The organism is Ruegeria sp. N11, from assembly GCF_056531525.1.
This window is the reverse complement of record NZ_JBQFLX010000009.1, coordinates 148,998-164,361: the sequence shown is the minus strand read 5'-3', so window position 1 is coordinate 164,361 and position 15,364 is coordinate 148,998. Positions and strand designations below refer to the sequence as shown.

General features: G+C 53.7%; 20 protein-coding genes and 1 tRNA gene. 6 read left to right on the top strand and 15 right to left on the bottom strand.

The window, feature by feature from the left end:
* Positions 1-25: 25 nt before the first annotated feature.
* Positions 26-1,282, bottom strand: coding sequence for a tRNA (N(6)-L-threonylcarbamoyladenosine(37)-C(2))-methylthiotransferase MtaB (mtaB, locus tag ACR0J8_RS11735; protein ID WP_480890323.1), 1,257 nt, complete (start codon positions 1,280-1,282; stop codon positions 26-28).
* Positions 1,279-2,121, bottom strand: coding sequence for a diaminopimelate epimerase (gene dapF, locus ACR0J8_RS11730; RefSeq protein WP_480527204.1), 843 nt, complete (start codon positions 2,119-2,121; stop codon positions 1,279-1,281). The genes mtaB and dapF overlap by 4 nt, the downstream gene beginning before the upstream one ends.
* Before the next feature lie 209 nt (positions 2,122-2,330).
* Here dapF and ACR0J8_RS11725 point away from each other — a divergent pair.
* The 3 genes from ACR0J8_RS11725 to ACR0J8_RS11715 all read left to right on the top strand — a co-directional run bounded on the left by ACR0J8_RS11725 (position 2,331) and on the right by ACR0J8_RS11715 (position 3,442).
* Positions 2,331-2,406: transfer RNA gene (locus ACR0J8_RS11725), tRNA-Lys, on the top strand.
* Between the two features lie 279 nt (positions 2,407-2,685).
* Entirely contained in the window at positions 2,686-3,078 is a 393-nt protein-coding gene (locus tag ACR0J8_RS11720) for a thermonuclease family protein (protein ID WP_480890319.1), read from the top strand.
* Between the two features lie 49 nt (positions 3,079-3,127).
* Positions 3,128-3,442, top strand: coding sequence for a hypothetical protein (locus ACR0J8_RS11715; protein WP_480890316.1), 315 nt, complete (start codon positions 3,128-3,130; stop codon positions 3,440-3,442).
* Between the two features lie 107 nt (positions 3,443-3,549).
* On the opposite strand, the gene ACR0J8_RS11710 is transcribed toward ACR0J8_RS11715, so the two are convergent.
* Positions 3,550-4,224 (bottom strand): SOS response-associated peptidase, encoded by a 675-nt coding sequence (locus ACR0J8_RS11710; protein WP_480890313.1) that lies wholly within the window; start codon positions 4,222-4,224, stop codon positions 3,550-3,552.
* A 901-nt stretch (positions 4,225-5,125) separates the two neighbouring features.
* On the opposite strand from ACR0J8_RS11710, the gene ACR0J8_RS11705 reads away from it, so the two are divergent.
* Together ACR0J8_RS11705 and ACR0J8_RS11700 are read left to right on the top strand one after the other, a co-directional pair.
* On the top strand, positions 5,126-5,758 hold the full coding sequence (locus tag ACR0J8_RS11705; RefSeq protein ID WP_480890311.1) for a hypothetical protein: 633 nt from the start codon (positions 5,126-5,128) through the stop codon (positions 5,756-5,758).
* A 381-nt stretch (positions 5,759-6,139) separates the two neighbouring features.
* Positions 6,140-6,394 carry a hypothetical protein gene (locus ACR0J8_RS11700; protein WP_480890308.1) on the top strand — a complete coding sequence of 85 codons (255 nt, stop codon included), beginning with the start codon at positions 6,140-6,142 and terminating at the stop codon, positions 6,392-6,394.
* A gap of 286 nt (positions 6,395-6,680) precedes the next feature.
* Here ACR0J8_RS11700 and ACR0J8_RS11695 read toward each other — a convergent pair whose 3' ends face one another.
* From ACR0J8_RS11695 to ACR0J8_RS11645, 11 genes are all read right to left on the bottom strand, one after another.
* Positions 6,681-6,923, bottom strand: coding sequence for a hypothetical protein (locus ACR0J8_RS11695; protein ID WP_480890305.1), 243 nt, complete (start codon positions 6,921-6,923; stop codon positions 6,681-6,683).
* Between the two features lie 113 nt (positions 6,924-7,036).
* The gene (locus tag ACR0J8_RS11690; RefSeq protein ID WP_480890302.1) at positions 7,037-7,303 is read right to left on the bottom strand and encodes a hypothetical protein; all 267 of its coding nucleotides are present in this window, start codon (positions 7,301-7,303) and stop codon (positions 7,037-7,039) included.
* A 246-nt stretch (positions 7,304-7,549) separates the two neighbouring features.
* Complete coding sequence (locus ACR0J8_RS11685; RefSeq protein ID WP_480890300.1) at positions 7,550-7,876, bottom strand: hypothetical protein; 327 nt, start codon at positions 7,874-7,876, stop codon at positions 7,550-7,552.
* Positions 7,873-8,316 carry a DUF5681 domain-containing protein gene (locus tag ACR0J8_RS11680; RefSeq protein WP_480890297.1) on the bottom strand — a complete coding sequence of 148 codons (444 nt, stop codon included), beginning with the start codon at positions 8,314-8,316 and terminating at the stop codon, positions 7,873-7,875. Before ACR0J8_RS11680 ends, ACR0J8_RS11685 begins: the two co-directional genes overlap by 4 nt.
* Positions 8,313-9,008, bottom strand: coding sequence for a hypothetical protein (locus ACR0J8_RS11675; protein ID WP_480890294.1), 696 nt, complete (start codon positions 9,006-9,008; stop codon positions 8,313-8,315). The genes ACR0J8_RS11680 and ACR0J8_RS11675 overlap by 4 nt, the downstream gene beginning before the upstream one ends.
* Positions 9,009-9,215, bottom strand: coding sequence for a transcriptional coactivator p15/PC4 family protein (locus tag ACR0J8_RS11670; protein ID WP_480616468.1), 207 nt, complete (start codon positions 9,213-9,215; stop codon positions 9,009-9,011).
* 100 nt (positions 9,216-9,315) lie between these two features.
* A complete protein-coding gene (locus tag ACR0J8_RS11665) occupies positions 9,316-9,516 on the bottom strand; it encodes a hypothetical protein (protein ID WP_480890291.1) in 201 nt (66 codons plus the stop codon).
* On the bottom strand, positions 9,513-9,881 hold the full coding sequence (locus ACR0J8_RS11660) for a hypothetical protein (RefSeq protein WP_480890288.1): 369 nt from the start codon (positions 9,879-9,881) through the stop codon (positions 9,513-9,515). The genes ACR0J8_RS11665 and ACR0J8_RS11660 overlap by 4 nt, the downstream gene beginning before the upstream one ends.
* A 108-nt stretch (positions 9,882-9,989) precedes the next feature.
* Positions 9,990-10,193, bottom strand: a complete 204-nt coding sequence (locus ACR0J8_RS11655; protein ID WP_170587561.1) for an AlpA family phage regulatory protein — start codon at positions 10,191-10,193, stop codon at positions 9,990-9,992.
* A gap of 116 nt (positions 10,194-10,309) precedes the next feature.
* Positions 10,310-11,140 carry a hypothetical protein gene (locus tag ACR0J8_RS11650; protein ID WP_480890285.1) on the bottom strand — a complete coding sequence of 277 codons (831 nt, stop codon included), beginning with the start codon at positions 11,138-11,140 and terminating at the stop codon, positions 10,310-10,312.
* A complete protein-coding gene (locus ACR0J8_RS11645; RefSeq protein WP_480890375.1) occupies positions 11,137-12,357 on the bottom strand; it encodes a tyrosine-type recombinase/integrase in 1,221 nt (406 codons plus the stop codon). The genes ACR0J8_RS11650 and ACR0J8_RS11645 overlap by 4 nt, the downstream gene beginning before the upstream one ends.
* Before the next feature lie 582 nt (positions 12,358-12,939).
* On the opposite strand from ACR0J8_RS11645, the gene ACR0J8_RS11640 reads away from it, so the two are divergent.
* Positions 12,940-13,962 carry an IS110 family RNA-guided transposase gene (locus tag ACR0J8_RS11640; protein WP_170693030.1) on the top strand — a complete coding sequence of 341 codons (1,023 nt, stop codon included), beginning with the start codon at positions 12,940-12,942 and terminating at the stop codon, positions 13,960-13,962.
* A gap of 699 nt (positions 13,963-14,661) precedes the next feature.
* On the opposite strand, the gene ACR0J8_RS11635 is transcribed toward ACR0J8_RS11640, so the two are convergent.
* Positions 14,662-15,303, bottom strand: coding sequence for a helix-turn-helix transcriptional regulator (locus tag ACR0J8_RS11635; RefSeq protein ID WP_480890282.1), 642 nt, complete (start codon positions 15,301-15,303; stop codon positions 14,662-14,664).
* Positions 15,304-15,364 lie beyond the last annotated feature (61 nt).

The following is a 15,364-nucleotide window of genomic DNA, read 5'->3' as shown; positions in this document are numbered from 1 at the left end:
TATTTCTGGCCAGATGAAAAGCGGATCAGGCTGTCAGTTGAGTGTCCGTGTTGCCCCTAATGGTGGCGGTCACGATCTTGCCTTCGGTTTGCGGTGTGGAAAACGTCACTTCGGTGAACTGCTCGGTCCGGCCCATGTTCGGGTTCTCCATCAGGATGTGATGGGTTCTGCCGATCTGGGCGGTCAGGTGTTTGGAGACCTGAACCGCTCCTGCCGCGCGTAAACGGGCGGCGCGGTCTTTGATGACATTGCCGTTGATCTGCTGCGGTATATGGGCCGCCGGAGTGCCATCGCGTTTGGAATACGGGAAGACGTGCAGCCAGGTCAGGTCGCAATCTTTGACCAGCTTCAGCGAGTTCTCGAAATGCGCTTCGGATTCGGTTGGGAAACCCGCGATGATATCGGCGCCAAAGGTCATATCGGGGCGCAACTTGCGAGCCTCTTCCGTGAAGCGAATTGCATCATCGCGCAGGTGGCGGCGCTTCATGCGCTTCAGGATCAGATCGTCGCCATGCTGCAACGACAGGTGCAGATGCGGCATCAGGCGCGGCTCGGTCGCGATCGCTTGCATCAGGTTTTCATCCACTTCGATGGAATCAATCGAACTGATCCGCAGGCGCGGCAGGTCCGGTACCAGCTTCAGAATGCGCATCACCAGATCGCCCAGCTTAGGCTGCGCCGGCAGGTCTGCCCCCCACGAGGTCAGGTCAACACCCGTCAAGACAACTTCGTTATACCCCCGCTCCACCAGCCGCTTGATCTGATCGACCACGACGCCCGCTGGCACGCTACGCGAATTGCCACGGCCATAAGGGATGATGCAGAAAGTGCACCGATGGTCACAGCCATTCTGGACCTGCACATAAGCGCGCGAGCGCGTGCCGAACCCGTCGATCAGATGCCCCGCGGTTTCGGTCACGGACATGATATCGTCGACCTGCACGGATTCGGTCTTGCCGATGAAGTCGGCAGCCATGCTTCTCCAGGTCGCGGGCTGCATTTTTTCAGTATTCCCGATCACCGCGTCGACCTCGTCCATACTGGCAAATGTCTCGGGCTCGGTCTGGGCCGCACAACCGGTGACAATCAGACGCGCATTGGGGTTTTCCCGCCGAAGCTTGCGGATTTCCTGCCGGGCCTTGCGCACCGCCTCGGCCGTGACCGCACATGTGTTCACGACAACAGCATCTGTCAGCCCCGCCTCCTGCGACAGTTCTTTCATCGCCTCGGTTTCATAGGCGTTCAGGCGGCAGCCTAGTGTGGTGAATTTGGGCGGGTTCATCCCAGCGACCCTAGGAATTCGGGCGTCAACGTACCCGAGAAGACATGGCAGGTCGGCCCGGTCATCCAGACGCCATCCTCGCGCCAGTCGATCCAGATTGTTCCGCCGTCCAGTTCGATCTGAACCTTGCGCCCGGTCAGGCCCCGGCGCGCAGCCGAAACCGCCGTCGCACATGAGGACGAGCCCGAAGCCAAAGTGATACCCACGCCACGTTCCCACACGCGCATACGCAGGTGATCCGGTCCGATGACCTGCACCACCTGTACATTGGTGCGTTCGGGGTAAAGGGGGTGATGCTCGTATCGCGCGCCGAATTCCGTCAGGGGAATCGCCTCGGCGTCCTCGACAAAGAAGGTGCAATGCGGGTTGCCCATACCGGTCGCGCTCGGGCTGCCCTCGATCGGCAGTTCCAGCGTATCGACCTCTTCTGCGAGCGGGATCTCATGCCAGTCCAATTGCGGAGGCCCCATGTTCACTGCAGTCAGCCCGTCGCCCACATCCCGCGCAACAAGCGTACCGCGTTCTGTTGTCAGGGTCAGGTTGGATTTTCCGGTCTCCTCCATCAGAAACCGGGCAATGCAGCGGGTGGCATTCCCGCAAGCCGCAGACGTCGACCCATCTGCATTGTAAAACACCAGATGCGCGTCTTCTTCACCTTGCTGAATGACGGCAAGCTGGTCGAAACCCACGCCCATCTGACGATGCCCGATTCCCCGCGCCAGGGCGGGCGTCATCTCCACCGACGCCGCACGTGCGTCGAGAATGACGAAGTCATTTCCCAGCCCGTGCATCTTCATAAAGGGCAATCCGGTATCGAGTCTCAGCTGCATGGCGCGCATATAACCCCGCGCAGGACATGAATCCAGTCTGACAGGAAGATTCGTAAAAAAAGGGGTTGACCCCCCTGCGCCACCTGCCTAATTAGGCCGCCTATCGGGTCGCCTGAAACACTGATTTTTCAAGCGGAACGAGGTGCAAAAAAGGTCTTGAACCCAACCGGGAACTTGCCTTAAAGAGCGCCACGGATCGACGAGATCCAAAAAAGAGTGGGCCGTTAGCTCAGTTGGTAGAGCAACTGACTTTTAATCAGTGGGTCGCAGGTTCGAATCCTGCACGGCTCACCACTTTTTCTAATACAAATCAATGACTTCCGGTTAGTAAGCCGCATCGAATGTCTCTGACTCGAGAACCGCATGACGTGCTGGGGGGACACTTGGGGGACTCGCGGCGAGATTTCGCATTCATTATCGCCTCAAAGCGGTTTTTGATCAGTTCAAAGAATAGAAATCTGATTAAAACTCGTCTGTTCTTGAGGGAGCCAAGGATAAATCGCCCAGAGTCACCAAGGACAACAAGTCAACCGTAGGGGTGAAGAGTTTGTGCGGATTGCCTATATCGTCGGAATGAAACGCTTACTTTTGCTTTTGATCCTTCTTGCGCCATCTGCTAATGCCGCCAGCCTGCATGTGCGTGACGCTGACACGATTGTTGTCGATGGAACGCCGGTTCGACTGAATGGCGTCGATGCCCCCGAACTCGGGACAAGGTCAGGTCAGGACGCAAAGCGCTGGATGGTGAACTATCTGCGCAGCAAGACCATTTCGTGCGATTTGAACGGTGAACGTACGCACGACCGCTGGGTTGGGGTGTGCTATGCCGACGGCCAGGACATAGGGGCCGCTGTTATCGCCGCTGGGCACGCGTTGGACTGCCGTAGGTACTCAGGTGGCCGATACCGGCACTTGGAGACGGCAGCGGCTAAGTCACGGCTTAGACGGGCGGGTTATTGCAGGTAATATCTGCTCTGCGGACAAACCAGTCGGTTGACACGAAGCCGCGCCGAGGTTGTACTTTCTGATCACCGGACCAAAATCGAATAGCACCGTGGGGCTTGATCCACAGCAAATGGGAACTTTGGACTTGCTAGGGCTCAGATTTTGTAGCGAACGCGCGAAGACAGCCGCGGTTGTTGGACTGACGTTTCTCGTTGTCCCACTTATTCTGTTTGCGCTGTTGGTTAGTCTGGGGGGTGGCTTCGTTGTCGCGCTTTTGATGGCCGATGCCCAGTGGCTGATCTGGCTGCCGCCTTCAATAGGTGTTTTGTTTCTTGCTCGCGCAGTTGTCGATGAAGTACGCGCACGCCGCAAGAACAACCAATAAACGGGTTTATGACGAAAGCGAAAATCGGTTCCCCTTCGGCCGTGATTTATGACAGGCTGGTGTGGTCTCTCAAAGCGGACGAATGGAAAGCTCAAAGGGTGGAGCATTCAGGTCAACGGATCTGACTTCTCACTTTCGCCGCTGCGAACGATTTGCATATCGTCCGCATTGTAGGGCTGAAGTAGGTCTAAGGCCTCTTCAGGGTTTCCCGACATCCATTGCTCGTAGTCGTCCGGCTTCAGGATCACCGGCATTCTTTGTGGGTGTATTGGTTTTACAATTTCATTCGCTGTCGTGGTGATAACGGTGTAGGTTGCTACTTCTTCCGGTCCCTCCTTGCCCTGATAGCGCGACGTCTGCCACATTCCGGCAAACGCAAAAGGCGGGCGGTCTTCTTCACCCTTGAGGGCAAACCAGTAATAGGTTGCAGGGCTACGTCCCTTGGCTTCACAGAACGAACTGGCAGGAACCAAACAGCGCCTTTCCTCGAAACTGCCACGCCAAAGCCCGCTTGAGCGCACCTTGTCATCTCGCGCGTTGTTCCAAGCTCCAGGTTGGATAATTGCCCCTGTCTTCTTCGATTTCTTCGTGGTTCGAAATCCCCAACTAAGCTGCACGAGTTCCCGCTTTCCATCCTCAGCCAGCCTGACAACCGGGGCCATGTGCTTTGGATAAATTGCGGGCAGCGGTTCAGCATTCCCGAGACGGTTCTGTTCAACTGCTACATCAAACAGCTGGCGCATTGCTTCTGCGGGAGTGGTGTTTGAGTACAGGTTGCACATAAGACAACGGTAGGCTTCTTAAACCGTTTGGACAAGCTCCAGAAGTTCGCTATCTGTTCCGCATGTCTGACTGGCCTTATCGAATCCCCTTTGACCTTTACAAGGAACTTGAATCCCGGCGAGTTGATGATTGGCAGGCGGCGATCCGCGCTTGGGCCAAATCCCATGGCCTAAGGATCAAGCTGCACTGGTGGCCTTACCTTGAACAACAGATAGCCGATTTACATTCACGGCGGTACACAGCTGGGTCACAGGACCACTGGGCAGCAATACGTGACTGGCTGGTTCGGAATGACGTCCCTGTTCCAAACAATCTGCCGGGGTGGCCAGAACAAGAATAAGGGCTGGCTGAGGGGGTCGAGGCCAGCCCCTATCTTCGTCACGAGGGGGTAAATGGTTATTCTGATCCCAATCTATCAAACTCAAGCAAAGCCCGAAATTGGGGGTTTCCCGTAACATTGCAAACTTCACCGAAAAAGTTTGTTTCCAATGGGCGAACAGTGAGTTTCAAAACGAGATGTGGACACAATTTTGCCGCAATGCGATCCTCTGTCCGTGGGTGGCGCGTGTCGATTTTAGAGCGTTCCAGTTTTTCCATCTGGATTTGAGGGGGTTGTTGAGTTCGGCGCGCCGCCCCACGAGTACTTCATCGAACCGCCAGAGTATTGAACTGCACTTTCCGAGTGCCGGAGCGCCAACGCACTTTTCATCTCATGGACGCAATTTGAACACTCTCCGCAAATATCAGTGCGGAGCGGCGCGCCTTGATGGGGATTATGATTTCAATGAGGGGGTACGAGTTCGGCGCGTCGTACCACCATCGCCGGACATACTCGTTGTCCTTTGATTTGTTAAAATACTATCTTTTGATCCAGTTTGCGATTTTGAGAATGGGTGATTAGTGGAAGAGAATGAAGGCGTCTGGTTTAGCCAGGTCATGTATGACCCAACGTTGATGAAGCCCATTACCTCCGAGCAGGCTTTAAATGACTTGCCGACCGCAGGTGCAGTTACAGAAAGAAACAAAGCCGGGATAGTCCAATCCCGTGACGCCTTTCCGGATATGATATTTGGGTTGTACCCGTATAAAAAGCTCAAGGCACTTCCCGACATATTCAACGGGCCTGCTGGTCCCGTCATATCTCGCGCGGTAGCGGATGTACTTCGCGAAGCAGAGTTGGGAAAAACGAAAATCTATCCTTTGAACGTTTGCCAACACGACCGTGTGACACCAGTTGAAGGTGAGTATTTTACACTCGCCCTTGGCGAACAGAAAACGGCGTTTGTTCCGGATCGGTCGAAAATGGTCAAACCTTTGGGTAATAAACCAGATACTTGGATCAAACGGGGTATGAAGCCCAAAGACTTCGACTTTGTTGTTGCAGACATAGCCTTGGAGGGGCCCGATTTGTGGGTTGATCCATGCCTAGCGTGGAGCCTGTTTTTCAGCGCCCGTTTGGTAAAGGCGTTGAAGGCAACGAAGCTCACACGCCGCTTCGGGCTGAGTAAATGTAAGGTTGTTTCCATTCACTAAAAGGGTACGAGTTTGGGGATGACGCATTATCGATACCTGCCAAGTTATGGGGAAATCTGGCCGGTTGTAAGTGTCCTTCTGGAGGCGGTTTGAAATCTATTTCAGTGCAGAGTAGCGGCCCGGATTTTTGGCTCATCGCCGGAATACTTCTGGGCGTCATCCTACTTTATTTGGCCTTGCGATTGATGCTCCACGTATTCGGGGCAAACAAAGAGAAAGTCTCGTGCCGCTGGAAGAGAGACTCCGCGCAGGACAAGGAAACTCTGCGCGCGTGGAATTGTCGGGCCTGCGGTGTTACAGCATATTCTGGAAACGGACGGAAACCCACAGGCTGTCGCAAGTCCGCCAAACCACAGAGTTTATAGTCAGGATGGCACGGACATGAATGTAGATGACCCGAAGCTGGTGATGTCAGACAGGTGCAAGGCTGTGCTTTTAGACGGGTATCGGTTTGAAATCGAAATCTACCGCTTGGACAACCAGGACAAATGGACGTTGGAAGTGGTGGACCATGAAGACGCCAGCTATGTCTGGGACGACAAGTTCAACTCGGACCAAGAAGCCCTGGATACAGCAATTGATATCCTGAACAACGAAGGCGCGTTGGGCTTCATGGGGAAAGAACAGAGACCTTAGGGCAGGCTTGGGGTCGTCGGCGTTCAACCTTCTTGGCTGTCCGAACCGAACGCTTAGCGGCGAAGTCGGAGGTTTTCTGTCCGCGCTCAACTTTCTTGGCCGTTCGAACTGAGCGCTCTGCTACATTCAGCAACTCGGCAGCTTGTGCCTGCGTAGGAGCAATAGGCAAACTTGCCGCTTGCTCTGAAATTCGGTCGCCGCCGTGAGACAATTTAGCCAGCTTCGCCGCAACCATAGAGCGCTGGCTTTCTGTCAGGTGGCGGCGGTGCTGTATGGTATGGCAAATTCACTCATCCGCCAAATTATTCAGACTTTCTTCGCTCAGCCTGCCGGAGCTAGCCTTCTCCAAAACAAGCTCCTCGTCTGCCGCAGTCAACGCGATTTCCAACTCTTCAGGGGTCATGTCTTCAAGACGTTTGTCGCCTGCTGCCATGGCATAAACGCGGCGGGCAAATGCATGCTCACACTCAGCTTTATCCCGCGTGATTTTGCCAAGCGTGGTTCCGGCAATAATGGCATGGTGAAACACGGCAGGCCCGCATTGTTGCCCTTCCTTTGCGGGCACAACGCTTACGAATAGGGGCTTTCTTTTCGCCTCAGTGAAAACTGCGGTTTCCAGCTTGTCTAGTCGGCGTCTGATGCTCATGCGTCCACACCAATCCGTTTGCTGTCGGCGGCTATGTCAGCCAACAACTCATCTAGATCCACAACGCCAATCCTCGGCTCTGTGGCGTCGTTGTCATGAATTATCCACTCATCAAACGGCTCTGAGATGTTGGCAGTAAGACGGGCCACGACTTCGCGCACCTTATCTTCATCCGTCATGTCTTTCGGCAAGTGGATAATCGCCGTCATTTTCTTGGTGCCCTTCCGGGCTTCCAGCTTGGATATCCTGCTCTTCACGCTCATGTGTCTGTCTCCCTCAAAGTTGATCCGCGTCTGATTCAAGAAAAACACTTCGCTGCCCGGTAGGGTTTACGCGTCTGGTGAACGCGCTCTGATCCTCCCCCGACTTGCGTTCGTGCAAGTTGCCACCGACGTACGCACTTAGAATGACTGGTTCGCCATCGTCTTTGCCTTTGAAGGGGGCAGAGATGTAGATGACCGTTCCGTGGCTGTGTGTTTGCTCCAATTTTTGGACTCGGTTCCTAATGGTCATTTTTGCTGCTCTTTTTGAGTTGGGTTGCAGTCAGCGCCGTTGGCCGCGCCGAGAAATGCTGAGAAAAGAGCAGCGCTGCCGGTTTCGTGCTTTGAAAACTCGACACATTGCCGAGCCACTTCGTCATCAACACGGCCATCCATAATGAGGGCGGCGATTTCCAAAGGTGACGCATTGGCAGTCAATTGGTTCAACGGTGTTTCACGTATGCGTTCCGCTGTGGCCTGCAATCGCTTCACCAGTAGGTTCGACGCGTCCGAGTTTGAGAAGGCGCTTTCCAACTTTCTACTTTCCAAAGCCGCTAACCTGTTTCTGATGTTCATTTCTGTGTCTCCAATGCCGTGATGCGTTTTTCCAATTCGGTCGTTTCCAGCACCCGCCTGTACTGCTCTATCAGCCCCATGACGGTTGCTCCCTCCAACGGGGTTATCTCGCCCTTAGAAACAGCCTGTAGAACCGCCTGCGCGGCCTCTGAGGCTTCCTCTGCGGATTGGATGGGTGGCAGGTCGAAGTTGACCGGAGCATCCTTTCTGGTGGGCGCTATCCGCTCAAGGCATAGGCGCAGGGCCGTGCTGTCGCCCTCAAGTGCCATCTCGACCGCCTTCTGGGTGATTTGCTCAGATTGGCCCTCAAGCAGTTCCTCAACTGCCCGTGTGACCCGGTGCCGGGTTCCTCGGGGCTTGCCGGGGTTGCCCTGGGCGAATTTGCCGCTCTCGTCCGTGTACGAATTGGCCACGTTTTTTCGTTCGGATTCATCCGTCATGCTCTTTCCTCATTTTCTTGATTGATGTTCACGACGCGCTGCAATTCTGGTGTCGCAGTCGCGTTGCTTCGGGTTGCTTTCCCACAAAGCCCCAGCCCCAACAGGACACGCTCAAAAGCGTCCACTTCGTTCAGGGGTATATGGCTAGATGTATATATGGGGGAGTTTTTACCCACGGCAGACGCCCCATTTGGGCCAAAAGCGGGGTAATTTTTACGCCTTTGATTTTCCAAATGGGTAGAATTTACCCCACCCATGGGTAATTTTTCCCCCAAGGAATGGGTAGTTTTTACCCGGGGCTTTTTCTTTTTCGAGGCCGGTTTCCAGCGCATGAATTCCTTCGTGGCTGAACCCTCAGAAGTCTTTTCTTCGGTCAGACGGTAGGTGGCGGATTGGCCGATACCGGAAGGCCCAAGGCAATGCCCACGGGTGACTACAATGAAGCCACGCTCAATCAGGGTTTCGAAGTAACCGGCGACTGTTTTCCGGCTGACGTTCAAAACCACAGAAGCGTCCCGGTGGCTGAGGTATATCCCGCCGTTGTTGCCGCCGTTAAAGCGGCGTTTCAGCTCGACATAGAGCGCACGTGGGCCGGGCTTGAGGGTGGCCCAGGCTTGTGACGCCTGGAACCACTCCAACAATTGAACGTGGCGAGGACCGCCACGCTTGTTTGCTTTGTACGCGCCGCCCATCTACGCAGCCTCCGCCTTGCTGAGGGCATCTATGAACTCCGGCAGCAACTCAGCCTTAAAGGCGACACCTTGTTTGCCGGGCAGCATCTCTCCGTCTTTGGAGACGAAGAACACACGGATGTTGATGAGGTCATGTCCCTGGAAGTCATCCCGGCTGACACGAAACTCCTCGCGGCTGTTCTTGGGGATTTGGGTGATGAGGGCCATTAGCGGCCCTCCCCATAATACAGCGCTGCGACGATGCGTGCAGCGGCCTCCGAAAGGCCGTGCTTGCGACGAAGGGTGTGGATCTGGAGGTCGCGGGTTCTCATAGCGCACCTCTTATGTCGTTCAGTTCAACGCGAAGGTACTCGGCCAATGCTTTACCGGCCCAGATTGCCTCATTCTCGTTTTCGTACCTCCGGTTGAACTCGACCCAGTCATCGCCATGCTGGTTTGTGACCGAAACACAGGGTGTCCCTTCGCTTAGTGACAGCGATACATTGTAAGGATTGACTGGAGGTCTCATGCCGCCACCTCGCCGGTCGCAATCAATTCCACTTTGCTGACGAGGAAATAGATGCCGAATTTCTGGCGTCCGGTGTCTGCATCGCCTCGGTACATCTTGCATTCGATGTTTACGCCGTCATCTCGGCGCAGGGGCAGCACTTGGTCCGAAAGGCGGCAGTAACTGGCCGCGTAGAGTGGCGACCGCATTAGACCTTCAAGGACTTGGCGCTTGTGCTTGGATGCGTAGATTTCGCGCGATTCCTGACCCGGATCAGTGATCCTGTATAGCGCCGGGGCCGTCAAGTTGGGAAGGTCTGCCCAGCGATACACACGAAGCGCGTTTGCTGGAGGGAGTTCAAAGTCTGGTTTCTGCTCAGTACTCATTTTCTGCTCCTTGGTTCTTGCACCAAAGGGCCGAAACGGTTACAATTACAACTATTCCACAAGCCGCAATCAAACACCGCCCGCGCCCTGTTCCTGGGGTGCGGGTTTCTAGGCTGCTACCTCGGAAAGAGTTGAAATCCAGCTTTGAATTTCCGTTTCTTTCCATCCAACCGATTTTGGGCCAAGCCGAACTGGTGTAGGAAAAGAGGCATCAAAGTATGCGCTCTTCGGGTTCATTTTTTCGTAGATTGTGCTGCGGGATATCCCGGTTACCAATTCGACCTCGGGGCGGCGTAGAATGCGTTCAGTCATTGCCGGTCCTCTTTCCTCTGCCTTGGCACGATTGCCTTGGCTTCTGTCGGAAAGATGAGGAATGCGAGCTGCTTAGTGAAAATACGAACTAAAAAAAATTGCATACGGAGTTGGTATTAGTCTGGGCTGGAGAGTCTCTCCGCGAGTTCGCTCGCATACTTTTTGATTTCAACACCAGACGAAAACCACGACAGTTTCAAAGGAATGGCAGGGATATCTGGGCGCTCGCGTATCGAGACAAGAGCGCGTTTATTATTTCCAGTTCCTTCATAGTCAATTTGCACACCTGACAAATCAATCTCTTCGCGAACTGAAGTGAGGTGGGCATCCGAAATATGCTTTTTCATTTTCAACAACCGGTAACGGTTCTCGATAGCGAGATGCTTCTCCCAGGCTTCCTTTGCAGGGCCTCTCCAGCTCGCCACGATTCCGAAAGCGCCAATTGCAAAGTCGACAGTTTTGCAAAACTCCCCTGATGGTGCGCCGCTGTCGGCGCTTTGCCCATACGAGATTTCCTTTCTCAGACGCCTGAAGAGTCGTCTTACACCTTCGGAAACGATGTAGGCCGCATGATTTCTGCTTGTGGACGATGGGAGCTCGTCTCTCCATCCGACAACTTGGTCGGCGTCTTGCTGCATAGTTTGAATGAGAAACTCAATCTGCTGTGGCGTAACCGTTCCAGCTTGGATCAAAAAACTCAGTTCATTGTTGGATAGGCGATTCAGGGACCTTACTAGGTTTTCAGCGTGCCTAACGGCCTCGTTCAGCTTACCAGCAGCATTCTTCAAAGCTCTTTGATGTTCCGGGGTAGACCATTCTGGAACCGGCAACCCAGAGAATGCCCTTATGACTGTTTTGAGGTCGCAGCCAATAAGTTTTGCTACGTCGCGGAACGGTTGAACCCCATCACCTTCGGAGGGTGGGTATATTTCATCGCCCTTTGTCATCTGCCGAACCTTACTATTTCGGCGGTAGTGCCGGTTACCATTTCTGCCCACTTATCTAATACCCTGGCGCGCTCAGGCAGCAGTTCTGCCTGATTGTAGACACGCGCCACTGCGCTGGGGGCCGAGCCGCTCGCTACGTGGTTCAGTATTCGGTCAACAACGCTTTCGGCTTCTCCGGACTCAGCCATAGCCGTCGCGAAAGCGGTCCTGATATCGTGTATCGTCCAAGGTTCAAACTTATTTCCCAGCAGCTTATCTAGCCTTTTCTTCATTTTGCCGTGACCTGAAACTGGGGTTTTGCCGGTTGTAGAAAACACCCATTCAGCATCGGTTTTGGCCCTTTTCTTAAGTGCACGGAGTTCTTGAAAGGCTGGGTCGGACAGGTGAGTTTTGTGCGATTTTGCGTTCTTCTCACGCCCTGAGGCCATTTCAATTCGCCGTTCCTCAAAATTAACTTCAGGCCAAACAAGTTCGCTGATGTTACTTCGACGTTGAACCGTCAGAATGAGTAACCTGAGAATTGGACCCCAAAGGTCGCCCATTTCGAATGACCTTGACCAGATTTCTCTGATCTCAGCCAAGCTCAAAACTCTGTCTCTAGCGACCTCTTTATATGACTTTGTGAGCTGTGCGCCTATCTTTTCCGGCAGGTAATCGCGCTTCCAGGCAAAGTTGGCGAATGCACTCAACTCTGACTTAACTCTGTTTGCCTGAACTTTTGCTCCAGACGCAGCTTTTTTGTCGATGATGCTTTGCAGCTCATGACGAGTGATACTGCCAATTGGTCTCGACAAGAGTGTACTGAAGCTCTTTTCCAAACTCCGTTTACGCTCTTTTACTGTTCTCAGGCCATCAACGTGCAACCTATAGTAAATATCGAGAACCTCTCGGACAGAAAGATTGGTGGGCAATTGTTCGCTTTGTCTTTCTGAGGCCTCCTTAGCTAACGCAACTCGATCAACGCCCTGTATCGCCTCCAGTTCAAGTTCGGCAGCCATCTCCCGTGCCGCGCCTATTCCGATTGTCGGATATGGTCCCAGTTTATGCTTTCTCTTGGGTCCTCCCTTAATGCGTTTCTCAAAGTACCAAATCTTTGAGCCGCTGTAGGAAACGCGAAGCCGCAGACCTACACGCAGCTCATCGGCATATTCTTCCCTTCCACTAGCTGGAGGTCTAATCGCGTCCACATATCTGTCGGTCAGTCGCAGTCGAGGCATCTTCGTTCCCATTTCACCATTTTGGGGGACATATGGGGGACAATTATAGTCGGAACACAGAATAACGCAACGGAACCTATCGGAAGGATAAGGCCTTCGCTCTATCCTTGCTTCTGATTTTAAACAAGAATAGATAGCCTACTTCGGAAGGATAAAGATTGATTTGGAATCATCCAATAGAAGAGTCCTTCGACTTTTAATCAGTGGGTCGCAGGTTCGAATCCTGCACGGCTCACCACTTTTTCAATAATAACAAAAGCTTACGTTGGCGCCAGAAGTGGCGTCGAAGTTCGGTTATCCCGTGTCCGCCTCGTGTCCGCAGATCCGATACCCGAGATTACAGTTTCGCGTGGTGGCAGGTTTCGTACAATTTGGCTCGCCTGCTCGTGCAAACTAACAAGACCTATAGGTTAGTTGGGCCAAGAATTGCTGTTCGCTCCGGTCGCAAAACTCTTGCTGTGGGTGTGGAGTTATCTGATGGATTGGCGGGGAAGCTGATGGGGTGGATGGCTCCTGCTTCAACCGGCGTCGCAATGCGCCATAGTGCAGGTGTCAAAGTCTGCTTTTGAAAGGAGCCACCCCATGCAAGTTACCACAATTGGCGTTGATCTGGCCAAGAACGTCTTTCAAGTCCACGGGATCACCGCGTCCGAGGAGGTTGTGTTCAACAAAGCCCTGCGGCGGGCGCAGTTTCTGTCGTTCTTTGCGAAGTTGGAGCCTTGCCTGATTGGTATGGAGTCCTGCAGTAGCGCCCACCACTGGGCGCGCGAGCTCATGGCCTTGGGCCACGAGGTTCGGTTGATCCCGCCGATGTATGTGAAACCATACGTCAAACGCGGGAAGTCTGATGCAATTGATGCCGCAGCAATCTGTGAAGCGGTTACTCGTCCGACCATGCGCTTTGTTGCAATCAAGACGGTCGAGCAGCAATCCCTCCTCTCGCTGCATCGGGCGCGTGATCTTCTGGTGCGCCAGAGAACGCAACTCATCAACAATCTGCGCGGTTTGGTTGCCGAGTTTGGCATCTTCATTCCGAGAGGTCTCGCCCGGGTGATTGGGTTTGCCGAAGACATTACGCTTGGCGAAGTTCTCGATCTGCCTAAGATTGCCAATGAAGTGATCCATAATCTGTGCGAGCAACTCATGGCTCTGCACAAACGGGTCCGCTGGTACGAAGATCGTATAAAACAAGTCGCCAAAGAGGATGCGCGTGTTCGTCTTCTTCGCACGATCCCCGGTGTTGGCGCTGTAACGGCTTCTGCAATCATCGCTAGCATTGGAGACGGGCATCAGTTCCGCAATGGTCGGGAGTTCGCTGCCTGGCTGGGCCTGACGCCGGCGAATAAGTCCAGCGGTGGCAAGGAGAAGCTGGGACGAATCACCAAGATGGGCGACCAGTATTTACGATCGTTGCTCGTCGTCGGCATGACGTCATTGGTCCGACAAACACGATCCCACCCCGAACGCGCCAGCAAGTGGCTGACATCATTGCTCGAACGCAAAGCCGCCCGCGTCGCAACTGTCGCGATGGCCAACAAGACCGCCCGGATCGTCTGGGCAGTGCTCACCCGCAACGAACCCTACAGCCCACGTGCTGCCGTCTGAGACGAAAGGAACAATGAGTTAGCAAGACCCGCGAGATGATGGTGCATAAGTCTGCCGCCAAAGCCAAGAAACTCCGCCGAATGGCGCGGGTATAATAGCCCGTAAAGCTGATAGGAACTTGGTTTGCGGAACCCATCAGGGCCAGCGGTCAAAACCGCGCAGACAGGCCGGACACATGACTGCTTCTGACAAATGCGCAAATCAGATCAAAAATGTCTTGCTAGGAAGGAGCCATCCACACAAGTCTTTCGCTGCGACTTGCGCCTATGTCGGATATGCGCAGAAAGCGGGCTTTGCAAAGTTTTGCGTGCAACCCAGACCAACCCTTTGCCTTGTAACGCACCCAGCATATCGACAGCAAAAATTGAACCAGTGCTTACAATTGTTTGGATCACGATCAAACTGGTTGGCTCTTGAAGTTTGGAGCTTAGTCATGGCTACCCAATGGCAGTCTGTCGAACGAGTTACCAACAATGACATAACGCGGGTCGTCGCATTGCTTTCAATCATTGGTTATCTCATCCTATTCAACGACCACATTGCGGAAATAGCTTCATTTTGGATGATTTCTGGAGTTGAACCGGGTACAAAACATCTTTTTACTTGAGCGGCTTAGCCAAGATGAGGCTAGTTTTCTTTGGTAGCCTACTATTGCTGCTTGCAACCGCACTCCAGAAATTTGAACACCGAGGTTTGCAATTAGTTTCTGACCGGCATGCGAACCGCTTGCCCAGGGTAAACCCCTTCGAGAACCTCGCTGTCTTTGACCACGATGGTGCCATTAACCAAGACGTATGGAATACCCGTTGATGGCAAACCAGGTTCGTCCATCGTCGAATTCTCGGTGACTGTTTCCGGATCGAAAATGGTGATGTCGGCGTCGGCACCTACTTGAATTCGGCCCTTATACGCCATGAGAGAGACGCCGCTGTCTTCAAGGAAACGTGCCACGTCGTAGCTCATTTTGCCGAGGGCTGTCATTAACGACATAAGGTCGTCCTCTCGCACCAGTCGCAAAACAAGCGCATAACTTCCCGCCCCGCGCGGGTGGCCGCCAAGACCCTCGTAGGGTGTGTCCCAGTCAAACGCATTTTCGCCGGTCGCCAAGATTGTCAACGGGAACGCATCGCTGTTTGAAAGCAACCACGTTCGAATGGCCTCTTCACGATACACGACTGAACGGCCAATCTTAATTCGTGCCGGTCCTTGGCGCATTCTGTACCAGCGATCTAATGTGTGCTCTGACTTTCCGAGTTTTCTCGCGGCCTGCTTCTTGGTGAAAAATCCCTGTAATAGGCCCGTATCTTCAGTAGTTGTATCCGCACCAATGCGTGTTCTCATTTCTGCTCTTCCATTTTTCAGGCTGCTTCAACGTTGGTCGCTGATGTGCAGCAGTCTGCAA